This window comes from Pseudomonas sp. ANT_J12 (genome assembly GCF_008370045.1).
Taxonomy (GTDB): Bacteria; Pseudomonadota; Gammaproteobacteria; order Pseudomonadales; family Pseudomonadaceae; genus Aquipseudomonas.
Map to the genome: position 1 here is coordinate 368375 of NZ_VOBN01000002.1, position 19891 is coordinate 388265.

Below are 19891 nucleotides of genomic sequence, written 5' to 3' on the forward strand. Positions count from 1 at the left end.
CACAACCTTCCGCGTCGAACTGCCGGTGCGCCAGACCAAACTGGCAAGCTGAACACCAGCCCCTGTAGGAGCGAGGCTTGCCCGCGAAGACGGCTGCACATTCAACATCAATGTTGACTGACATACCGCCGTCACCGTAGGAGCAAAGCTTGCTCGCGAAGAACGATGACGCGGTGTGTCAGACCCGATGCCATCGCGAGCAAGCTTTGCTCCTACAGGGTGGTGTGTCGTTACGTGGCTTCCTGGAAATCCATCTCCGGCGGCTGGCGACGGAACCCGCCCGTCAGCACCGCCAGGTACACCACGCCAATCGCCAGCCAGCTCAGGCCCAGGTAAATCGCCAGGTGATCGAGGCTGACCATCAGCCACAAGTCCGCCACCAGGCCAACAAACGGGAACACCAGGAACAGCACCAGCTCACGCGGGCCTTTTTTCTCGCCGCCGATCCAGTAATGGAAGATCACCGACAGGTTCACCAGGCTGAAGGCCAGGAAGGCGCCGAAGTTGATGAACGAGGTCGAGGTGGTCACGTCCAGTTTCAGCGCGAGCAACGCCACCACGGCGCAGAGCAGGATGCTGTTGACCGGCGTGCCGAAGCGTTCATGCAACGTGCCGAAAAACGACTTGGGCAGCACGCCGTCGCGGCCCATGGCAAAGAGCAACCGCGAACCACTGGCCTGGGCTGACAGGCCCGACGCGAACTGGCCGACGATCAGGCCGATGAGGAAGATCGAGACGAACAGGTCGCCGCCGATGTTGCGGGCAATTTCGTAAGCCGCCGAGTCGACGCTGTCGAACTGGAACGACGGATGGGCGATCTGCACGAAGTACGACACGCCGACGAAAATCAAACCGCCGATCAGGGTGATCAGCATGATCGCCCGGGGAATGGTGCGGCGTGGGTCGCGGGTTTCTTCGGTCAGGGTGCTGACCGCGTCAAAACCGAGAAACGAGTAACAGGCAATGGCCGCGCCGCTCATGATCAACGGCATTTGCATGTCGCCGTTGAAGAACGGTTTGATCGTCCACAACGGTGTGTTCGCGTCGCCGCCGATGTAATGCACGCACAGGGCGACGAAAGCGATCAGTACCAGAAATTGCACCAGCATCAGCAAGGCATTGATGCCGTTGGCCAGTTTCAGGCCGACGATGTTGATCGCGCTGGTGATGCCGATGAACGCCAACACCCAGATCCACTGCGGCACCGCCGGGAAGGCGGAGTTGAGGTAAGCCGCACCGATCAGCCAGATCGCCATCGGCAGGAACAGGTAATCGAGCAGCACTGCCCAACCGGCGATAAAGCCGAGTTTCGGGCTGATGGCTTTGCGCACATAGCTGTAGGCTGAACCGGCCACCGGGAACGCGGCGGCCATGCGCCCGTAGCTCATGGCAGTGAAGAACATCGCCACCAGCGCCGCCAGGTAAGCGGCCGGGACCATGCCGGCGGTGGATTGAGCGAGGATGCCGAAGGTGCCGAGCACAATGATCGGCGTCATGTAGGCGATGCCGAACAGCACCACCGAACCCAATGACAGGGTGCGTTGCAAACGAGCCATGAGCGACTACTCCGAATTTATTAGATTTATGGCAGAGCCGAGTTCGGCGCAAGGTACGGGGTGTTGCGTGATCGTTCCCACGCTCTGCGTGGGAATGCCTCAATGGACGCTCTGCGTCCGCTCTTGGGACGCGGAACGTCCCGGGCTGCATTCCCACGTAGAGCGTGGGAACGATCGGTACAGCGGAATCGCGTTCGGCGGAGCTGCCGAAGGCTGCGATCTTTTGATCTTCAGTTTTTAGGGATCAGTAACTCCCGCCGTCCATTGGCATGCTCGACAATCTCCCCCGGCAACTTCAGCCGCTGATCATCCAGGTACCGATAATCCTGTCGCGCCGCCGCCAATTGGTTCAGGTCCAGCTCAACCGCAAACTGACCCTCCTCGCGCCCGGCTTCGAACAGCAACGTGCCCAGCGGATCCACCAGCGCACTGCCGCCGGCAAACAACAAACCGCCATCGCCGGTTTCCACGCGGTTGACCATCAGCGCAAACGCCTGGTTTTCCTGGGCGCGGGCCATGATCGCGGTGCGGTGGGTCGGGCCGTAGGGGTCCATGTTGCCGTTGGTGACCAGCAGCACTTCGGCGCCCAGTTGCGCCAAGGCACGGGCGGTTTCGGGGAATTCGATGTCGTAGCAAATCAGCAGGCCGACCCGCACCCCGTTCCACAGGCACGTGGCGTAACGGTCGCCGGCCTCGTAGACGCCGCGATCCGACGCCCACAAATGCGTCTTGCGATAGCGCAGAGCAATGCCTTCGGGGGTGATCAGCAGCGTGGTGTTGTAGAAACGGCCGTTGTCGTTCTCGGCAATGCCCACCACCACGGCGATCTGGCGTTCACGGGCCGCTGCGAGCACAGCGCTGACGGTCGGGCCGTCCAGCGGCTCGGCGACCTGGGCCACGGTCTCCTCCGACGCGAAGCCCATCAAGTGGCCTTCCGGAAACATGATCAGTTGGGTATCGCTGGCGCAGCCGGCAATCGCAGCCAGGGCGCGTTCGAGGTTGTAAGCCGTGTCATTGTCACGGCCCGCCAATTGGGCGAGTTCGACCTTCATGGGTATTCCTTGTTATGGGCGCCGGGGTTGCAGAAAGATTGCCCGGTCGGTGTCTGTGCGCCAGTATGCGCAGCAAGCAACCGGCCAGGGAATCACGCGGCCGGGGTAACCCGATAGGGGTAGACGCATGACACTCTCGCTGGATGACATCGCCTGGCACCGTTCGGTGGGGCAACTGATCGACGCCCTGGACAAGCCGAACTTCTGGACGCAATTGGTCCGGTTGCTGGACCAATACGTGGATTTCGACAGCTGGGTGGTGCTGCTTTTCAGCGCCGACCAGCACCCGCTGGTGTTCGCCGAATGCCCCGGCGAGGACGGCAGCCCCGATCAGCTGTTCCAGGATTACCTGCGCGGCCTGTACCTGCTGGACCCGTTCTACATCGCCTGCCGCGAACAGTCGCGCACCGGGCTGTATCGCCTGTCGGAAGTCGCGCCAGAGCACTTCGAGCTGACCGAGTATTACCAGCGCTACTTTCGTCTGAATGTGGTGGCCGACGAAATCCAGTTCAATTGCCAGCTCGAAGGCGACCGCACGCTGTGCCTGTCCTTGGGCAGCAAGCAGCGTTTCAGCGGCCAGCAGATAGCCTTGCTGTCGCTGATCCAGCCGTGGGTGCTGGGCCTGTTGCGCCAGCGCTTGCCCTATGAAATCAACGAAGTCGTGGCCCTGGCTCCCTCCCCGATCCAGGCTGACTGGCGCGTGCAACTGGAAGCCTCGGTGCAGCAACTCAAAGGCGCGCAACTGACCGCCCGGGAGCTGGACGTCGGAAGGTTGATGCTCAGCGGTTGCTCCAGTAAAGAAATCGCCCGTAAGCTGGAAATCTCCGTAGAAACCGTGAAAGTCCATAAGAAACACATGTACAGCAAGCTGGGGATCAAGTCCCAGTCGGAGCTGTTTTCGATATTCCTGCAAGCGCAAAATGCCTGAAACACCACGGCCCTGTAGGAGCAAAGCTTGCTCGCGATGGCGGTGTGTCAGTCGACATTAACCGTGACTGACACACCGCTTTCGCGAGCAAGCTTCGCTCCTACAGGGATCGCGTGTTGAACGTAACCGAGTCCGAACCCAGGGAACCCGTATGAGCCTGTCACTCCTGAGCCGCTACGCCTTCTTTGCCGCGTGTGTGATCTTTACCCTCGCCAGCCTGCCCTTCCTGCAACACGACTGGCTCTGGCCGATCACCGCCGTTACCGGCGTGCTGAGCCTCGTCGGCCTGTTCGACTTGCTGCAAAGCCCCCACGCCGTGCGGCGCAACTACCCGATCCTGGGCAATATCCGTTACTTGGTCGAGGGCATTCGCCCGGAAATCCGCCAATACCTGCTCGAATCCGACAGCGACGCCCTGCCCTTCTCCCGGGCCCAGCGTTCGCTGGTGTATTCCCGGGCCAAGAACGAAAGCGCCGACAAACCCTTCGGCACGCTGATCGACGTGTACCAGTCGGGCTTCGAGTTCATCGGCCACTCCATGCGCCCGGCGCCGTTGAGTGACCCGAGCGGTTTCCGCGTGATGGTCGGTGGCCCGCAGTGCACTCAGCCGTACTCGGCGTCGGTGTTCAATATCTCGGCCATGAGCTTCGGCTCCCTCAGCGCCAACGCCATCCGCGCGTTGAACCAGGGCGCCAAGCTCGGCAACTTCGCCCACGACACCGGCGAAGGCAGCATCAGCGCCTATCACCGGGAAAACGGCGGTGACCTGACCTGGGAACTGGGCAGCGGCTACTTCGGCTGCCGCACCGCCGACGGCCGTTTCGACCCGGAACGCTTCGCCGCCCAGGCCCAGACGCCGCAAGTGCGCATGATTGAAATCAAGATGAGCCAGGGCGCCAAACCCGGCCACGGCGGGATCCTGCCCAAGCACAAAGTCACCAAGGAAATCGCTGAAACCCGCGGCATCCTGATGGGCGAAGACTGCATTTCGCCGTCGCGGCACAGCGCGTTTTCCACGCCCATCGAACTGATGCACTTCATCCAGCAACTGCGTGAACTGTCCGGCGGCAAACCGGTGGGCTTCAAGTTCTGCCTCGGCCATCCATGGGAATTCATGGGCATCGCCAAGGCCATGCTCGAAACCGGCATCCTCCCGGACTTCATCGTCGTCGACGGCAAGGAAGGCGGCACCGGCGCGGCACCGGTGGAATTCACCGACCACATCGGCGTACCGATGCGCGAAGGCTTGCTGTTCGTCCACAACACCCTGGTGGGCTTGAACCTGCGAGACAAAATCAAACTCGGCGCCAGCGGCAAAATCGTCAGCGCCTTCGACATCGCCAGCGTCCTGGCCATCGGCGCCGACTGGGCCAACTCCGCGCGCGGCTTCATGTTCGCCATCGGCTGCATCCAGTCGCAAAGCTGCCACACCAACAAATGCCCGACCGGCGTGGCGACTCAAGACACTCTGCGTCAGCGCGCATTGGTAGTGCCGGACAAGGCGCAGCGGGTGTTCAACTTCCATCGCAATACCTTGAAGGCGTTGGCTGAAATGCTGGCGGCGGCAGGGCTGGAACATCCTTCGCAACTGTCGGCAAAGCATTTGGTACGACGCATGTCGGCGACCGAGATTAAATTGTTCTCGCAGTTGCATGTGTTCTTGAAGCCGGGGGAATTGTTGACCGGGGAAGTGAACGGCGAGTTTTATTCGCGGATGTGGCAGATGGCGCGGGCGGATAGTTTTGAGCCGGGGGAAGTGGCGGCGGCGTAAGCACTGATCAAGGCGCCAGCCTCAAGGTAGGTTGGCGCTATCGGGAACGTACATGCCAGATTCAATTGTCTGAACGGTCGAAGAATTTGGCTGTGCATCGGATGACCCCAACTCGAATAGCTGGAGTTGTGTATCCTCCACAATAAAGGTGCTAATCAAACGCCAACTCTGCGGAACTACAATTTCCTGTGCCCCGCCTATATAGTTCCCTAACATCCAAATCCTTCCAGATCTTGACTTCAGGCCATCCAGATTATCAATAAATATTTCGCTTGCTTTATTCTGAACCAAAGTCCATATCAAGGTGCCATTAGGGCGCGACAGCGTCCCGTCTGCATTCGGTGGAGCGTAAAACTTTGGCGTCACTCCAGTTGTATTGTAATAAACAAATGGAAAGTATAAAAACCCATATGTAATTAATACTTCATCCTTCGTAGCAACTTGCGCATTTAATTGTGCAGAAACAGCATCCATGCTATTTATCTCTTGATGGACAACATGACCCACTCGATGTACGTTATAGATACCAGCACTCTCCATAGAGATTATCAGCACCATGGATATGCAACAGTACAATCTCCAGCGAACCCAATATGTATCCAACGCCAAGGCCATAATCATCGGTAGTCCCAGCGCGGCAAACATAAAATACCGAACGACAAACAGCGGACGAAAAAAAGAAACCAACGCAATGAGAACTAATGGAAACCACGTATAAGTCACAATCAGATAACTATACTTCCTCGGAGTCGAATCGTGCATCATCGCAACTAAAGCAATTACAAACAACGCCACCGGCAAGCTATAAAACAACAAAACATGGAAATCCAGCCCATCCGTGTAACTTACAAACATCCACATCGCTGAAACCACTGCATCGAAATCAGATCGTTCGATCCAGTTAAACCCCGAAAACTCCAACTGATGCAAAAGATTGGGAACCCAAGGCGTAAAAAACAGAGCTATTAATATATTAGCCAGCCACCAGTCCTTTGCGAAGAGATACTTATACGACACCTCACGCCGGCACATCAGAACCAAAAGATAAGCCCAATACGAAACCAGCCCGACTGCAGCAAAATAGTGGGTATAAAGTCCGGCCATCGCCAGCACCACATACATCGCGAGCGCGAAATTAACACGAGGATTCTTGAGCCAGTATACGAAAGCGATGGTCGCGCCCAGCATTAACAGCCCTAACAAGGCATACATGCGTACTTCTTGGCTATAACGAACAGCAATAGGAAGCAGCGCTAATATCACACCACCCAAAACAGCCGCACGTCGAGTACAGATCAAAGACAGTAACCACATACCCAGCAACACACTCAGACTTCCAGCCATTACGCTAAGGCTCCGCGTAGCAAAAAGTCCATTACCAAAAATAGACATCCAACAATGTAAAACCAGATAATAAAGAGGGGGATGCACGTCTTGGGTCGTATGAAATACAATTTGAGAAGGCGAGTAAGAACTTAAAATCAATGTAAATGCTTCATCCGACCAGACTGGTATTTTGCCCACACCATAGAGCCGCACCACCACTGAAATAAGTAAAATTGAAGTCACTGATAAAATTATTAAGCAAGGCCGTTGTAAACGCACATTCTCCTTGCCCCCTACGCCGTCCACTATTCAGCGCCCTCTTCGTCTAACCCCTTCCGTTCGTCTAGTACCCGAAGCAGCACAAACTTCGAAAAGAAGAACCCGCACACAAGGCATAATAACGAAAACAAACTCACCGTCACCAGACCGTGAAGCTGCCATACATCGCCGAGATGCCCGACGCCATAACTCATGACGCCCATAAAACCAATGAACAGCAAATACGCCAATACCGACGCTTTGTTATCCAGGGTATAGAGCGTATTGACATAGAAGGAAAAGGTCGCCGCGACGCAATAGGCCGCTAAATTACTCGCCGCCTGGCTAAGTTCAGCGGCAGTGGAGAGGACATAAAACAGCTGCCAATGAATAAACGTATTGGCCAATCCAATGAATGCGTAGGTGGAGAATCCTTCCCATAAGGCTTTCATGCCGGCTCCTTGCCGCGTTGCCGTTGCAGGTGCCTTCAAACTAAATTTGTCACCGGGTACCGTCTACTGTCAGAAATTACAGGTCTCACGCTGTTCCGGACCAACGGTCACCAATGCAGTTCAGTGATCGGCTTCGGTTCCTTCATCACGATAAAACCGTAATCCCCGAGCAAATAAATGCGGTAGTACTGGCTATCCACCAGCGGTACAAACCCCTGATACCCGACCCGCGTCGCATTGCGCCGCTCCCGCTCGGCCACCACATTGGTGATGCCGGCCTTGGGCAAGTTCTCGGCGAGCATGTAGTAGTCGGTGTTCAGCAAATAACGCAGCACCGGCAAGTGCTTGAAGGAACCGGCCGCACCGATCAGCCAGTGATCGGAGTAAGTCACCGACAGGTAAATACGTTTTGCATCGCGCAGGGCCGGGCGGGAGGCGATGTCGTAGCTCAGGGCGTTGAGCGCGGTGTTGGCGAAGGTCTTCTGCACTACCAGCACCCGGCCATAGGCGAAGGACAGCGAGAGCATGGCCAGCAGCGGGATCAGCAACAGCAGCGGCAGTCGTGGGTGCAAGACCGTCAACGCCAGGTGACTGAAGTAGAACAGCAACAGCAGCACCACGGAGAACCCCATCAGGGTCCGGGCGCCTTCGTTGAAGTCGCGGAAAAACAGCGCGGCGCCGGGTACCAGAAACACCACGACCGGAATAATTAATAAACAAACAAACCCCAACACGGTTTTCCTCGGCCCCGTTTCCTGCCGTCCGATGAGCAGGACAGCGCCGGCCACCGCACACAGCAGCAGCCCCGCGAACACCCAGCCGAAGCCGCCGTGAAACAGCAACATGACCTTTTCCAACACCCGGGCCGTGTTGGTTTCGATTTGCAGCAGTGGCGCCACCTCCCCGTTCAACAGTTGGGTGCGGTGCTGATTCATATAGGCGCCCGCCGTGGCGAAGTAGATCAACCAGGCCAGCGCCACTTGCGCGGCGTTCCAGCCGAACAACCGCCACCACTCGGGCCAGGGCAGTTTGGCGTTGGCGCCGCGCAGCAGCTCCAGGGCGCACAAGCCGAGAAACACATTGATGCTGACCTGATACAGCCCCAATGCCAGGGCAATCAGCAGCGCCGGCACCACCAGTTGCCGGACCCGCGAGGCGCTGCGAAAGGTGATCGCAAAAATCACCGCCACCAGGCTCAGGGCCATGGCTGGGCCGTCATATTGATACGACAGGTTTTGCAGGAAGAACGGGTTGTACCAGAACCCGAGTACCACCAGGCAATGGGCCAGGGTCGGTTCGGCGAAGTAGTGGAAGGTCAGGCGGGTCAATGCCCAGGCCATCGCCAGGGTGGCGATCAGCAAAGGTAAGGGAAAGAGGTTGGGCGCCGCGCCGCTGAAGGTCAGCCCGTTGTAGAACAGCTGGGTAAATAAACGCCCCTCTTGCGACCACCCCATGCCAGCGGCCAGTGAGCGCCAGCTGTCATCGATGTAGGGATAATCGGCGAGGATCAACGGCAGGACGTAGGCAAAGGTCGCCAATAGAAAACACAGCCAGACCCGTCGGCCGCCGAGTTCTCTGTCGAGCCAATCGCCCATCCGCATGTCGATGCCCCTTCGGATGACTGCATTCAATCCGTGAAGCTTTGATCGCGGCGCCAGGCATTCATCACCGCGTTTAAGACGGACGGTGAGCGCGGGCAATATCCCGTAATATCCCGACTTTGCAATTACTCGCCAATCACGCCACCCTGCGCGCCGCCCATTCGCGGCGCGCAACCTTTTGTGCCGCGTAGTACTCCTTTTCAACACCCGTTCAAGAGCCCTCAGTCATGACGTCTGAACGCGATCACCGCATCGACTTTTTTCGAGGCCTGGCCCTGATCTTCATTTTCTGGGATCACGTGCCGCACAACCCCCTCGGCCAAATCACCCCGCGTAACTTCGGTTTCAGCGATGCCGCGGAGATTTTCGTGTTTCTCGCCGGGTACGCGGCGGTGCTGGCCTACGGCAAGATTCTCCAGCGTGACGGTTATCTGGTCGCCTGCCTGAAAATCCTGCGCCGCACCTGGGTGCTGTACGTGGTGCATATCTTTTTGCTGGCGATGCTGATGGGCATCGTGTTCTTCGCCAACAGCCACGTGGAAACCCGTGACCTGGTGGAAGAAATGGGCATGCATCACTTCATCACCAACCCCCAGCAGGCGCTGACGGATGAGTTGCTGTTGCGCTTCAAACCCAACCTTATGGACCCGTTGCCGCTGTACATCGTGCTGCTGGCGGGTCTGCCGTTGGTGCTGCCCCTGCTGCTGCGCAAGGCATGGGCGGTGGTGGCGGTGTCGTTGACGGTGTACCTGCTGGCGCCGTGGTTCGGCTGGAACCTGGCCGCCATCAAGGATGGCGTGTGGTACTTCAACCCGGTGGTCTGGCAACTGTTGTTTGTGCTCGGTGGCGCCGCCGCTGTGCATGGGCAGCGCCCGCGACAGCCCGATACTCGACCGCTGCTGCGCCAGCCGTTGTTTGTCAGCGCAGCGGTGTACGCGGTGCTCGCCGGGGTGATTACGATCGCCTGGCGCTGGCCGGAAATTCACGACGCCGTGATGCCGGCGTGGCTGAGCAACCTGCTGTACCCGATCAGCAAGACCGACCTGTCGCCGGTGCGATTGCTGCATTTCCTGGCCCTGGCCTACGTCACCGCCAAGCTGTGGCCCGACAACGGCTGGACCCGAAACTGGCTGGCGCAGCAGAGTTGCCGCATGGGTCGTTACTCGCTGGAAATCTTCTGCCTGGGCGTGCTGTTGGCGCCCTTGGCGGACATGGTCAATGCCATGACCGACGATGCGTTTGCCATGCAAATCTTCACCGCACTGGTGGGGGCCGGGTTGATGGCGTTGTTGGGGGCCTGGCTGGATTTCAACAAGCGCCTGACCCGGCCGGTGCAAACCGTCATCGCTTGATATCGGCAAGGCACACTTTGTGGCGAGGGGGTGTGGATGAAGGAATGCAGAGGAGTGCTTCGCACTCCAACGGGGGCAAGCCCCGTCGCCACGAAAGCTCGCTCACCACAGTTCAGCGTTTCATAACAAAAAGCCCCGATCATCACGACCGGGGCTTTTGCATTTCAGGCGTTACCACTCAAGAAGCCGAACGCACCGCACCTTGCGTCGCATTGGTCGGTTGCAGCTTGAACACGTAGAACAACACCGTCAGCAGCACCAAGAACGCCGGCCCCACGTACAGCGCCACCCGAGTGTCCGGGAAGTACGCCATCAGCCCCACCACCAGCACCAGGAACGCCAGCGCCAGGTACGAGCTGACCGGGTACAGCCACATTTTGTATTTCAGCCCGGCCCGTTCGCTGGCGCTCAGGCCTTTGCGGAATTTGAGCTGGGCCAGCAGGATCATCACCCAGGTCCAGATCGCGCCGAAGGTGGCAATTGCCGTCACCCAGACAAAGACTTTTTCCGGAACCATGTAGTTGAGCAGCACGCCCAGCAACAGCACGAAGATCGACAACAGCAACGCGCGACGGGGCACGCCGTTGCTGGATGTGGTGGCGAAACCGGCCGGGGCCTGGCCGTTCTGCGCCAGGCTGTAGAGCATGCGCCCGGTGCTGAAGATGCCGCCGTTGCACGACGACAGCGCCGCCGTGATTACCACGAAGTTGATGATGCCGGCGGCGGTCTTGATGCCCAGACGCTCGAAGGTCATCACGAACGGACTGCCCTGGGTGCCGATTTCATTCCACGGGTAGATCGACAGAATCACGAACAACGCGCCGACGTAGAACAACAGGATCCGCCAGAACACCGAGCCGATCGCGTTGGGAATGGTCTTCTGCGGGTTCTTCGCTTCGCCGGCGGTCAGGCCGATCATCTCGACGCCGAGGTAGGCGAACATCACCATTTGCAGGGACATCAACACGCCTTGCACGCCATTGGGCATGAAGCCGCCATGGGCCCACAGATTGGAAATCCCCAGGGCCACGCCGTCGTTGCCGAAGCCGAACGCGATCACGCCGATACCGCCGATCACCATTGCAATGATGGTGACGATCTTGATCAGGGCGAACCAGAATTCGAATTCACCGAAGGCTTTGACCGCGATCAGATTGATGGTGCCCATGCTGATCAACGCCGACAGCGCCCAGATCCAGCGCGGCACGTCGGGGAACCAGACGCCCATGTACACCGCCACCGCCGTGATTTCCGCGACGCAGGTCACCAGCCACAGGAACCAGTAATTCCATCCGGTCAGGAAACCGGCCAAGGGGCCGAGGTAGTCTTGGGCATAGCGGCTGAAGGAGCCGGCGACCGGGTTGTGCACGGCCATCTCGCCGAGGGCACGCATGATCACCAGGATCGCCAGACCGCCAATGATGTAGGACAGCATGATCGCCGGGCCGGCCATTTCGATGGCCTTGGCCGAACCGAGGAACAGGCCGACACCGATACAGGCGCCGAGCGCCATCAGGCGAATATGCCGTTCGCCCAGTTCGCGTTTAAGCGGGCCGCCCTGAGCGGTCTCGCCTTGGGGCAGATGATTGCCTGCTGGCATAGGGGTACAACCTCGTCTTGTTATTGGATATGACCACCGAGCATCGAAGCGCCGACCGATAAGCCGTTGCTTGCCTGAAACCGGGCCTGCCTTTTGGGCAAACCCGTCTTGTAGGACAAAACCTGCAAGATCAGCGGGGCGTGCAGTATAAAAAGCTTCCGACAGGGCTTTTCACTCTATAAACCACAACATTCAGCCAGAACTCTCGCTAAAAGCCCGGTTTACGGAGGGGCATTAACTGGCTTTTGCCGCAATAGCCATCGTGAAAAACGGCGGTGAGTATTGCACAGCATTGGTGCATCGTCATGCTTGGACCTAAGTCGGATTTACCCCTCCAAAGGCTCTAACTCAGATCTCTCAGACGTAGACACCCTGTGGCGAGGGGGCTTGCCCCCGTTCGGCTGCGCAGCAGTCGTAAAACCGGTGAATGCGGTTCTCCTGTTGGAATGCTGGGGAGTGCTTCGCACTCCAACGGGGGCAAGCCCCCTCGCCACAAAAACCCCTTGCCACAGGTAAGCCCCATTTGTCCTTCAGAGAGATCAGAATTTTCACTCAGCAATTGCAGCGTCAAAGCCGAACACCAGCCGCTAGCCTGAAAGCGTCAATTACCACACAAAGGAGGCAATGGATTGCCAACCCAACCCAACTCTCATCGTCTGCGTCGAGGTCGATACTCCGAAACCGGTCGCGCTTATCTCATCACCGCAGTTATTCATAATCGCCAACCCGTTTTTTCCGATTGGAGACTGGGACGTTTGCTCGTCCAGGAACGGCGCCGCGCTCACGAATCGGGCCATGTGGACTCAATTGCCTGGGTTGTAATGCCCGATCACTTCCATTGGCTGATGCAATTGCACGATAAAGACTTGGGGAATGTCATTGGTGCTATCAAATCGCGTTGTACTCAGTCAGTTAACAAAGCCACGGGCCGTCGCGGCCCGCTGTGGCAATCCGGTTATCACGACCGCGCTATCCGCGATGGTGAGGATCTTCTGCCCTTCGCTCGCTACATCATTGCCAACCCGTTGCGTGCCGGGTTGGTAGAAAAATACGGTGACTACCCGCTCTGGGATGCTTGTTGGCTATAAACCGAGTACAGGGTCGACCCCTGCAGGGAAGGGTTTACCTGTGGTGAACGGGGTTGATCTGTGGGTAAAGGGCTTTTGTGGCGAGGGGGCTTGCCCCCGTTCGGCTGCGCAGCAGTCGTAAAACCGGTGAATGCGGTTCTCCTGTTGGAATGCTGGGGGAGTGCTTCGCACTCCAACGGGGGCAAGCCCCCTCGCCACAGGCAAGCTCGCTCGCCACAGGGTAGTGTTCGACTTAATAACTTCGTTCCCCGTGACAACAACCACCCATACGATTTCGAAATTTCTCTATTCACAATTTTTTCACCATCGCCAACCACCGTCTAAGCTTCAGACAAGTCCGATCAATCTGCGTGAATGGATCAGTCGACTATGGGCGCGTTATGGCAAAGCGATTCGAGTAAAACCGTGGTTCCGACTGAACGTGTGGATGATGCGCCTTTACCTGAAAAACCCCGTCGCTCCAAGCACGGCTGGAAGGCGTTCTGGTTGTTGTTGCTGATTATCCTGGTGGTGCTGGGCCTGGCCGCTGCCAAGGAAATGCGCACGTCGAAGTTTCAGGCCCGGGAGGTCAGCAAATTTGCCGCGTCCCTGAGTTATGAGGTGCAACCCGGTCCGAGCGATGCGATTCGCTACCCCGGTGCCGGTCCGTTCGACTTGCGTCTGGGCTACAGCGCCATGGGGGATTTTCTGCCTCGGCTGCTCAAGCGCAACTATGTGATAGCCGCGCAAGCCCGTTTTTCCCCGGCGTTGATGAACTACACCGACAAGGGCTTTTTCGTGCCCTATTCGGAGAAGATCCAGGCCGGGCTGACGATCACCGATTGCCGCGCGGCGCCGTTGTATCAGTTCAATTACCCGCAGCAGCTCTACTCCAGTTTCGAGTCGATTCCACCGGTGGTGGTCAACAGCTTGCTGTTCATCGAGAACCGTTTCCTGCTCGATCCCAAACAGCCCCTGGCCAACCCCGCCGTGGACTGGCCGCGCTTCGGCATGGCCGCATGGTCCCAGGTGGCCAAGTTGATGCATCTGCCGGGGCAGTCGGCCGGCGGCAGTACCCTGGCGACGCAGCTGGAGAAGTACCGCCATTCCCCCGATGGCTTGACCGTGTCCGGCGCGGAGAAGATCCGGCAGATGATTTCCGCCAGCGTGCGGGCTTATCAGCCAGGGCCGCAAACCCTGGAAGTGCGGCAGAACGTGGTGCGTGATTACCTCAACAGCGTGCCGCTGTCGGCCGTCCCCGGCCACGGTGAAGTGCATGGCATGGCCGAAGGCCTGCGAGTCTGGTACGGCGCCGATTTCAACAAGGCCAATGAAACCCTGGCCAGCACCGCCACGGATCCAAAAACCATGGCCGCCAAAGGCCTGGCCCTGCGGGAAATGCTGTCGCTGATGATCGCCCAGCGTCGTCCTTCCCACTACCTGACCAAGGGTCACGAAGAACTGGCCGACCTCACTGACAGCCACATTCGCCTGCTCGCCCTGAACAATGTCATCGATGCACCACTGGCCGCCTCGGCGCTGGCCAGTCAAGTGACGTACCGCGACTGGCAGACCCAGCCGACCCTCCAGCCGATCGAAACCAACAAAGGCATCAGCACCGCCCGCAGCCGCTTGGCGTCGATGCTCAACCGTCCACTGTATGACCTCGACCGCCTCGACCTGTCGGCCACCAGCACCTTGCAAAGTGACTTGCAGGCCCAGGCCACCGAATACCTCAAGCACCTGGCCGACCCGGTGTTCGCCGGGCAGATCGGCCTGATCGGCGAACGCTTGCTGACCCCCACGAGCACCCAGGCGGTGCGCTACAGCTTTACCCTGTTCGAGCTGACCCCGGACGGCTCCCGCGTGCGGGTGCAGACCGACAGCACCGACCAACCGTTCGACATCAACGAAGGCAGCAAACTGGAACTGGGCTCCACCGCCAAGATGCGGGTGCTGACCACCTACTTGCAGATCATCTCCGAGCTGCACGACAAGTACGGCGACAAGACCGTGGCCGAGCTGAAGAAAACCGACGTGCCGGATCAGGATCGCCTGACCCGCTGGGTGGTCGATTACCTGATCCAGAACACCGACCGCAGCCTGCCGAAAATGCTCGGCGCCGCCCTTGACCGCAAATACTCGGCCAGCCCCGGCGAGGCGTTTTTCACCGGTGGCGGGTTGCACGTGTTCCACAACTTCCGCAACGAAGACAACGGCCGCATGCCGACCCTGCGCGATGCCATCCGCGAGTCGATCAACCTGCCGTTCATTCGGCTGATGCGCGACATCGTGCGCTACACCACCTATTCCGGGCCCAACAGCAGCGCCGAACTGCTCAAGGACGACCGCGACCCACGCCGTCAGGAATACCTGGCTTCGTTTGCCGACAAGGAAGGCACGTCGTTCCTGCTCAAGTTCTGGAAAAAGTACAAAAACAAGGACACTGACGCGCGCCTGGAAACCTTCCTCGACAGCATGCGCCCGACCCCGATTCGCATGGCCGCCGTGCACCGTTACCTCTACCCGGACGCCGAGCAAGCCGCCTTCAACACCTTCGTGCGCGCACACCTCAAAGGCGCCAAAGTCACCGAAAAACTCACCGACGAACGTCTGGAGCGCCTGTACCTGAGCTACGGCCCCGGCTCGTATGACCTGCCGGACCAGGGTTTCATCGCCAAGGTCCACCCGCTGGACCTGTGGCTGATCGGTTACCTGCTGGGCCACCCCGACGCCAAGTGGAGCGAGATCGTCAAGGCCAGCCAGTTCGAACGCCAGGAAGTTTATAGCTGGCTGTTCAAGAGCAAACACAAAGGCGCCCGGGACAGCCGCATCCGCACCATGCTCGAGATCGAGGCGTTCCTCGACATTCACCAGCGCTGGCAGAAAGTCGGCTACCCGTTCGATCACCTGGTGCCGTCACTGGCCACCGCCATCGGCAGCTCCGGCGACCGCCCCGCCGCGTTGGCCGAGTTGATCGGCACCATCCTCAACGACGGCATCCGCATGCCGACCCTGCGCATCGACAGTCTGCATTTTGCGGCCAACACACCGTATGAAACCCAGGTGATCAACGACCCCAACGTCGGCAAACGCGTGATGCCTTCAGAAGTCGCTGCGGCCATGCGCGAGGCCTTGTCCCACGTGGTGGATGCCGGTACTGCAAAACGGGTCTCTGGCAGTTTCAAAACCCCGGACGGCACACCGCTGGCCATGGGCGGAAAGACTGGCACCGGGGATAACCGTATCGAAGCGATTGGCTCTGGCGGCAGGATTCTGAGTTCGAAGTCGATCAACCGCACCGCGACCTTCGTCTTCTATATCGGCGAGCATCACTTCGGCACTTTGACCGCGTTCGTGCCGGGTCGCTCGGCGGAACAATTCAAGTTCACCTCGGCGTTGCCCGTGCAAGTGCTCAAGGGCATGGCGCCGATCCTGACCCCGTATTTGCAGCCGGGTCGCAACACGGAGTGCGCGGCGCCGACGATGGCACAACGCTAATGCCGGAGGTCGCCGTGGCGTTTTCCTACGGCGATCACGGCATTGGTTACAAAGGTGGTAATTAATTATTTTCGGCAATCCAATTCCTGATCGTTAACTCGACATTCTTCAACTTCAGGAACAGACATTTAGACTTTTATTCTTCACGCCAGCGGATAGTTTTAGGGCTTCTCCTAACGTGAAGATCATTCAATATGTTTCAGTCACAAACAGTAAACAACTTGGTTGAATCGGACAACTCCGATAACAATAAAGGTCGTCATTACCCCTTCATCAAAGAAACACTCAACAGCGCTTTTACCCAGGCGTCCATTGAAAGAGTGCGGACGTTGGGCAAGGTCCGCCCCGTCCGCGAGTCCTGGTTCAACAGCGCCGACGAAGACCTGGCCAATGCCAACGTGGAATCCTGGACCCGCCAGAATGCGGTGGATCGCCTGCTCACTGTGCTTCAGGACATCCATGCCTTTGCCGAACCTTTGCTCAGGGCTGCACTGCAACGCCAATATGGGCTGAACCTTGATGTACGAGCCACTTGGTTAAATCTGTATATCCCCAAGGAACATCCCTGGTATGTGATTGATACGTCCAAGGGTGTCACCACCCGCAAAGTGTCTTTACTGGATGCGGCACTGCATAACTTCGCAAGTTCCGACACCTTTGAACCTCAATCGGACTTTATTACCCAGCCCGATGAACACGGGCACTTCGAAGTGGTGCCAATCAAACAACAAATGTCGCTCAAACAGTTCCAGACACTGTGCCGCGAGTTGAATATCGGCCGCCGTTACCGGCGTCATCTTCAACAGGTCCTGTTGCCGTCCAGCCCGGTGGCCGCAGGGGCCTTGCAACACTTTGTCATCCTCAACCAGAAGGCCGCGTTCAAGGCCGCCTTGCACCTGGCGCTGCAGACCCGTGACATCAGCCCCCAGGCACACCGCGGGTTGCTGGCCGTGCTCCACGGCTTCCCGAACCTGACCCTGGATGGCAATCTCCTGCAAGCCTGCGACCTGCGCCTGATGGACACCACCCTGACCGGCATCCTGATGTTTACCCCGACGCCATCCCCGCACAATCGCGCGTCCAACCGCATGCTGGCGTACGTCCCCCACGACCCGGAGCACCCCCTCAAGGAATACCCGTCGGCGACCGCTTGCATCGTCGAACTCGGTCGCCAACTGCGGGAGAACAAAAGCCTGCCGTCGACCGGGCAGACCTATCGGCAGTTCTTCAGCCAGTTTGTCGACCAGCAACAGCGCGGGCATTTTTTTGCCGGCCTGGAGCAACGCCTGAGCCAGGTCAAATGGCACGAGTTGGCGCCGACCGATCCCGGCCCGAGCTGGCGTGATACACCGGTGCCCCGGCCCAAACTCGAGGCCAGCGCCGTGCCGATCACCGGTGCGCTGTGGGAGCATCGGTACCAGCAGGCACTGAACAAGATCCTCAATGATGGCCGTGAGATCGCGGTCTCCACCGGCGATGCCGACAGCCGCTCGCGCTGGGCCTGGTGGGACAATTTCAAGAAAATGCTCTCGGACATTTTCAACGTCGCGCTGATGGTGGTGGCCCCGTTCGTGCCGGGCCTGGGGGAATTGATGCTGGCCTACACCGCCTATCAACTGACCACGAATGTGATCGAGGGCGTGGTCGATCTGGCTGAAGGCCAATGGACGGAAGCCGCCGAGCATGTGATTGGCGTGGTCACCGACGTCGTTCAACTGGCCGCGTTGGGTGTCGGTGGCACGGTCGGCGAAGTGTTCAAACTCAAACTGTCGCCGCTGATCGAAGGCATGACCCCGGTGCAACTGCCCGGCGGTAAAACCAGGCTGTGGAACCCTGACCTCAGCCCGTATGAACAACAGATCCGCCTGGAGCAGGACTCCAAGCCCAATGACCTGGGCCTGCGCAACATCGAAGGCCAGGACATCCTGCTCCTCGACCAAGGGACCTACCACGTCAAAAAAAACCCCGACACCGGCGAGCATCGCATCCAGCACCCCACTCGTCCCGAGGCCTACGCACCGAAAATCAGCCATAACGGCCACGGCGCCTGGCTGCTCGAAGGGGAAAACCCGCGCACCTGGGACGCCTACACCCTGATGAAACGCCTCGGCCATCGCACCGATGGCTTCAACGCCGACCAACTGGAGAACATCCGCCGGGTCAGTGGCACGGACGAAGGGGTGCTGCGCCGCATGCATGTCGAGCAGACCCCGCCACCGTTGCTGCTGGACGACACCCTCAAGCGCTACCAGGCCATCAAGGATATCGCCGTGGTCCGCGAGCAAATTCGCTCGGGGTCGGCCATGGAACCCTCGTCCTACTGGTTCGAACAATTGGTCACTGAACTGCCCGGCTGGCCGGCGGACTACGCGCTGAACGTCTACGAACGCTCCAACCTGACCGGCATGTACCGCGCCTATGGCAGCGCCCCGGCAACCGCGCGCCGAACGCTGAACCTCAGCCTCGCCGAGGTGATGGCCGGCAGGCTCCCGGAGCGGGTCGCGGGCTTTCTGGACGAGGCGCAACTGGCCCGTTTGCTCGGTGCACACTTGCCCGCCGATGCGCGGGTACAAGCATTGCGTGATCGCTTGATTGCGCGGGTGAATGAGCGCAAGGCCGACCTCGCGGACTACCTGTACCGCGCCAGGGCCATCAGCCAGAACGCCAAGGTCTTGCGCTTGCAACAGCAATACCCGGACTTGCCGACGGACGTCGCCGAAACCCTGTTGGCCGGCGCCGGCAGCAGCGAACTGGCGACACTCGCCGAACCGCAGCGCATCCCCCTGCGCCTCCGGGGCCTGGCGCGTGAATGCGCGTTTGAAACCCGCACGGCGCGGGCCTTTGAAGGTTTCTACCAGCGCGACCGCGTGACCATCGACACCGAACGCCTGGCCCTGAACGTGCTGCGGCTCAACAGCGACACCTTCAACGGATTGCGCATCGAGGTGCGTGACGGCACCTTCGACGGCCCGTTGCGCTGCCGGGTCGGCGCCGATGAGGCCGCGAGCGTCACAGTGCTGGTGCGTGATGAACACGGACGCTACGAGGTGCGTGACCACGAAAACCGCCCGTTGCATCCTGCCTTCAATCTGTACGAGGCGATTCTGCGCGCCATGCCTGAAACGTCGCGCCTGGAACTCGGCTACCGCCCCGGCGAGGGCGCCTGGTTCAAGGAATGGCTGATGGTCAAGGCCGAGCCACCGGCCGCACGGCGCACCGCGTTGCTGGAGCCGCCGATCCGGCCGGTGGCCCAGCGCGAGACCCTGCTGCTGTTGCGCGGCCCTGCACTGTCCCGGGAAGCCAGGACGGTTGGGCAACGGGTGCTGGATCTGTATCCGCATTTCAGCGAACAGGACGTGGAAGTCTTTCTCCACTCGTTGCCCCGTGATGCCGACCCCGTCCAGGTGCTCAAGGCCCTGGAGTAGGA

12 protein-coding genes are annotated in these 19891 nt (G+C 59.2%); 6 read left to right on the forward strand and 6 right to left on the reverse strand.

What is annotated here, in order from left to right; all coding sequences use genetic code 11:
* Nucleotides 1-230: 230 nt before the first annotated feature.
* Entirely contained in the window at nt 231-1556 is a 1326-nt protein-coding gene (locus tag FQ192_RS07500) for an APC family permease (RefSeq protein WP_149658025.1), read from the reverse strand.
* A 230-nt stretch (nt 1557-1786) separates the two neighbouring features.
* Nucleotides 1787-2608, reverse strand: coding sequence for a carbon-nitrogen hydrolase family protein (locus tag FQ192_RS07510; protein ID WP_149658027.1), 822 nt, complete (start codon nt 2606-2608; stop codon nt 1787-1789).
* A gap of 127 nt (nt 2609-2735) precedes the next feature.
* Between FQ192_RS07510 and FQ192_RS07515 the strand changes: the two genes are divergently transcribed.
* Together FQ192_RS07515 and FQ192_RS07520 are read left to right on the forward strand one after the other, a co-directional pair.
* Entirely contained in the window at nt 2736-3536 is an 801-nt protein-coding gene (locus FQ192_RS07515) for a LuxR C-terminal-related transcriptional regulator (RefSeq protein WP_149658028.1), read from the forward strand.
* 151 nt (nt 3537-3687) lie between these two features.
* Complete coding sequence (locus FQ192_RS07520; RefSeq protein WP_149658029.1) at nt 3688-5307, forward strand: FMN-binding glutamate synthase family protein; 1620 nt, start codon at nt 3688-3690, stop codon at nt 5305-5307.
* A gap of 21 nt (nt 5308-5328) precedes the next feature.
* Here the strand turns inward: FQ192_RS07520 and FQ192_RS07525 are convergent, their stop codons facing one another.
* The 3 genes from FQ192_RS07525 to FQ192_RS07535 all read right to left on the reverse strand — a co-directional run bounded on the left by FQ192_RS07525 (nt 5329) and on the right by FQ192_RS07535 (nt 8944).
* Entirely contained in the window at nt 5329-6939 is a 1611-nt protein-coding gene (locus tag FQ192_RS07525; protein ID WP_149658030.1) for a glycosyltransferase family 39 protein, read from the reverse strand.
* Nucleotides 6939-7343, reverse strand: a complete 405-nt coding sequence (locus FQ192_RS07530) for a GtrA family protein (protein ID WP_149658031.1) — start codon at nt 7341-7343, stop codon at nt 6939-6941. The genes FQ192_RS07525 and FQ192_RS07530 overlap by 1 nt, the downstream gene beginning before the upstream one ends.
* Nucleotides 7344-7450: 107 nt before the next feature.
* Nucleotides 7451-8944 carry a glucosyltransferase domain-containing protein gene (locus FQ192_RS07535; RefSeq protein WP_372242327.1) on the reverse strand — a complete coding sequence of 498 codons (1494 nt, stop codon included), beginning with the start codon at nt 8942-8944 and terminating at the stop codon, nt 7451-7453.
* 227 nt (nt 8945-9171) lie between these two features.
* On the opposite strand from FQ192_RS07535, the gene FQ192_RS07540 reads away from it, so the two are divergent.
* Nucleotides 9172-10296, forward strand: coding sequence for an OpgC family protein (locus FQ192_RS07540; RefSeq protein WP_149658032.1), 1125 nt, complete (start codon nt 9172-9174; stop codon nt 10294-10296).
* A gap of 178 nt (nt 10297-10474) precedes the next feature.
* On the opposite strand, the gene FQ192_RS07545 is transcribed toward FQ192_RS07540, so the two are convergent.
* A complete protein-coding gene (locus FQ192_RS07545) occupies nt 10475-11896 on the reverse strand; it encodes an amino acid permease (protein ID WP_054045290.1) in 1422 nt (473 codons plus the stop codon).
* Between the two features lie 629 nt (nt 11897-12525).
* On the opposite strand from FQ192_RS07545, the gene FQ192_RS07550 reads away from it, so the two are divergent.
* From FQ192_RS07550 to FQ192_RS07565, 3 genes are all read left to right on the forward strand, one after another.
* Nucleotides 12526-12984, forward strand: coding sequence for a transposase (locus FQ192_RS07550; RefSeq protein WP_149658033.1), 459 nt, complete (start codon nt 12526-12528; stop codon nt 12982-12984).
* A 369-nt stretch (nt 12985-13353) separates the two neighbouring features.
* Nucleotides 13354-16464: a transglycosylase domain-containing protein gene (locus FQ192_RS07560; protein ID WP_149658035.1), complete on the forward strand. Its 3111-nt coding sequence runs from the start codon at nt 13354-13356 to the stop codon at nt 16462-16464.
* A gap of 194 nt (nt 16465-16658) precedes the next feature.
* Complete coding sequence (locus tag FQ192_RS07565) at nt 16659-19889, forward strand: dermonecrotic toxin domain-containing protein (RefSeq protein WP_256672234.1); 3231 nt, start codon at nt 16659-16661, stop codon at nt 19887-19889.
* The last annotated feature ends 2 nt before the right edge of the window (nt 19890-19891 follow it).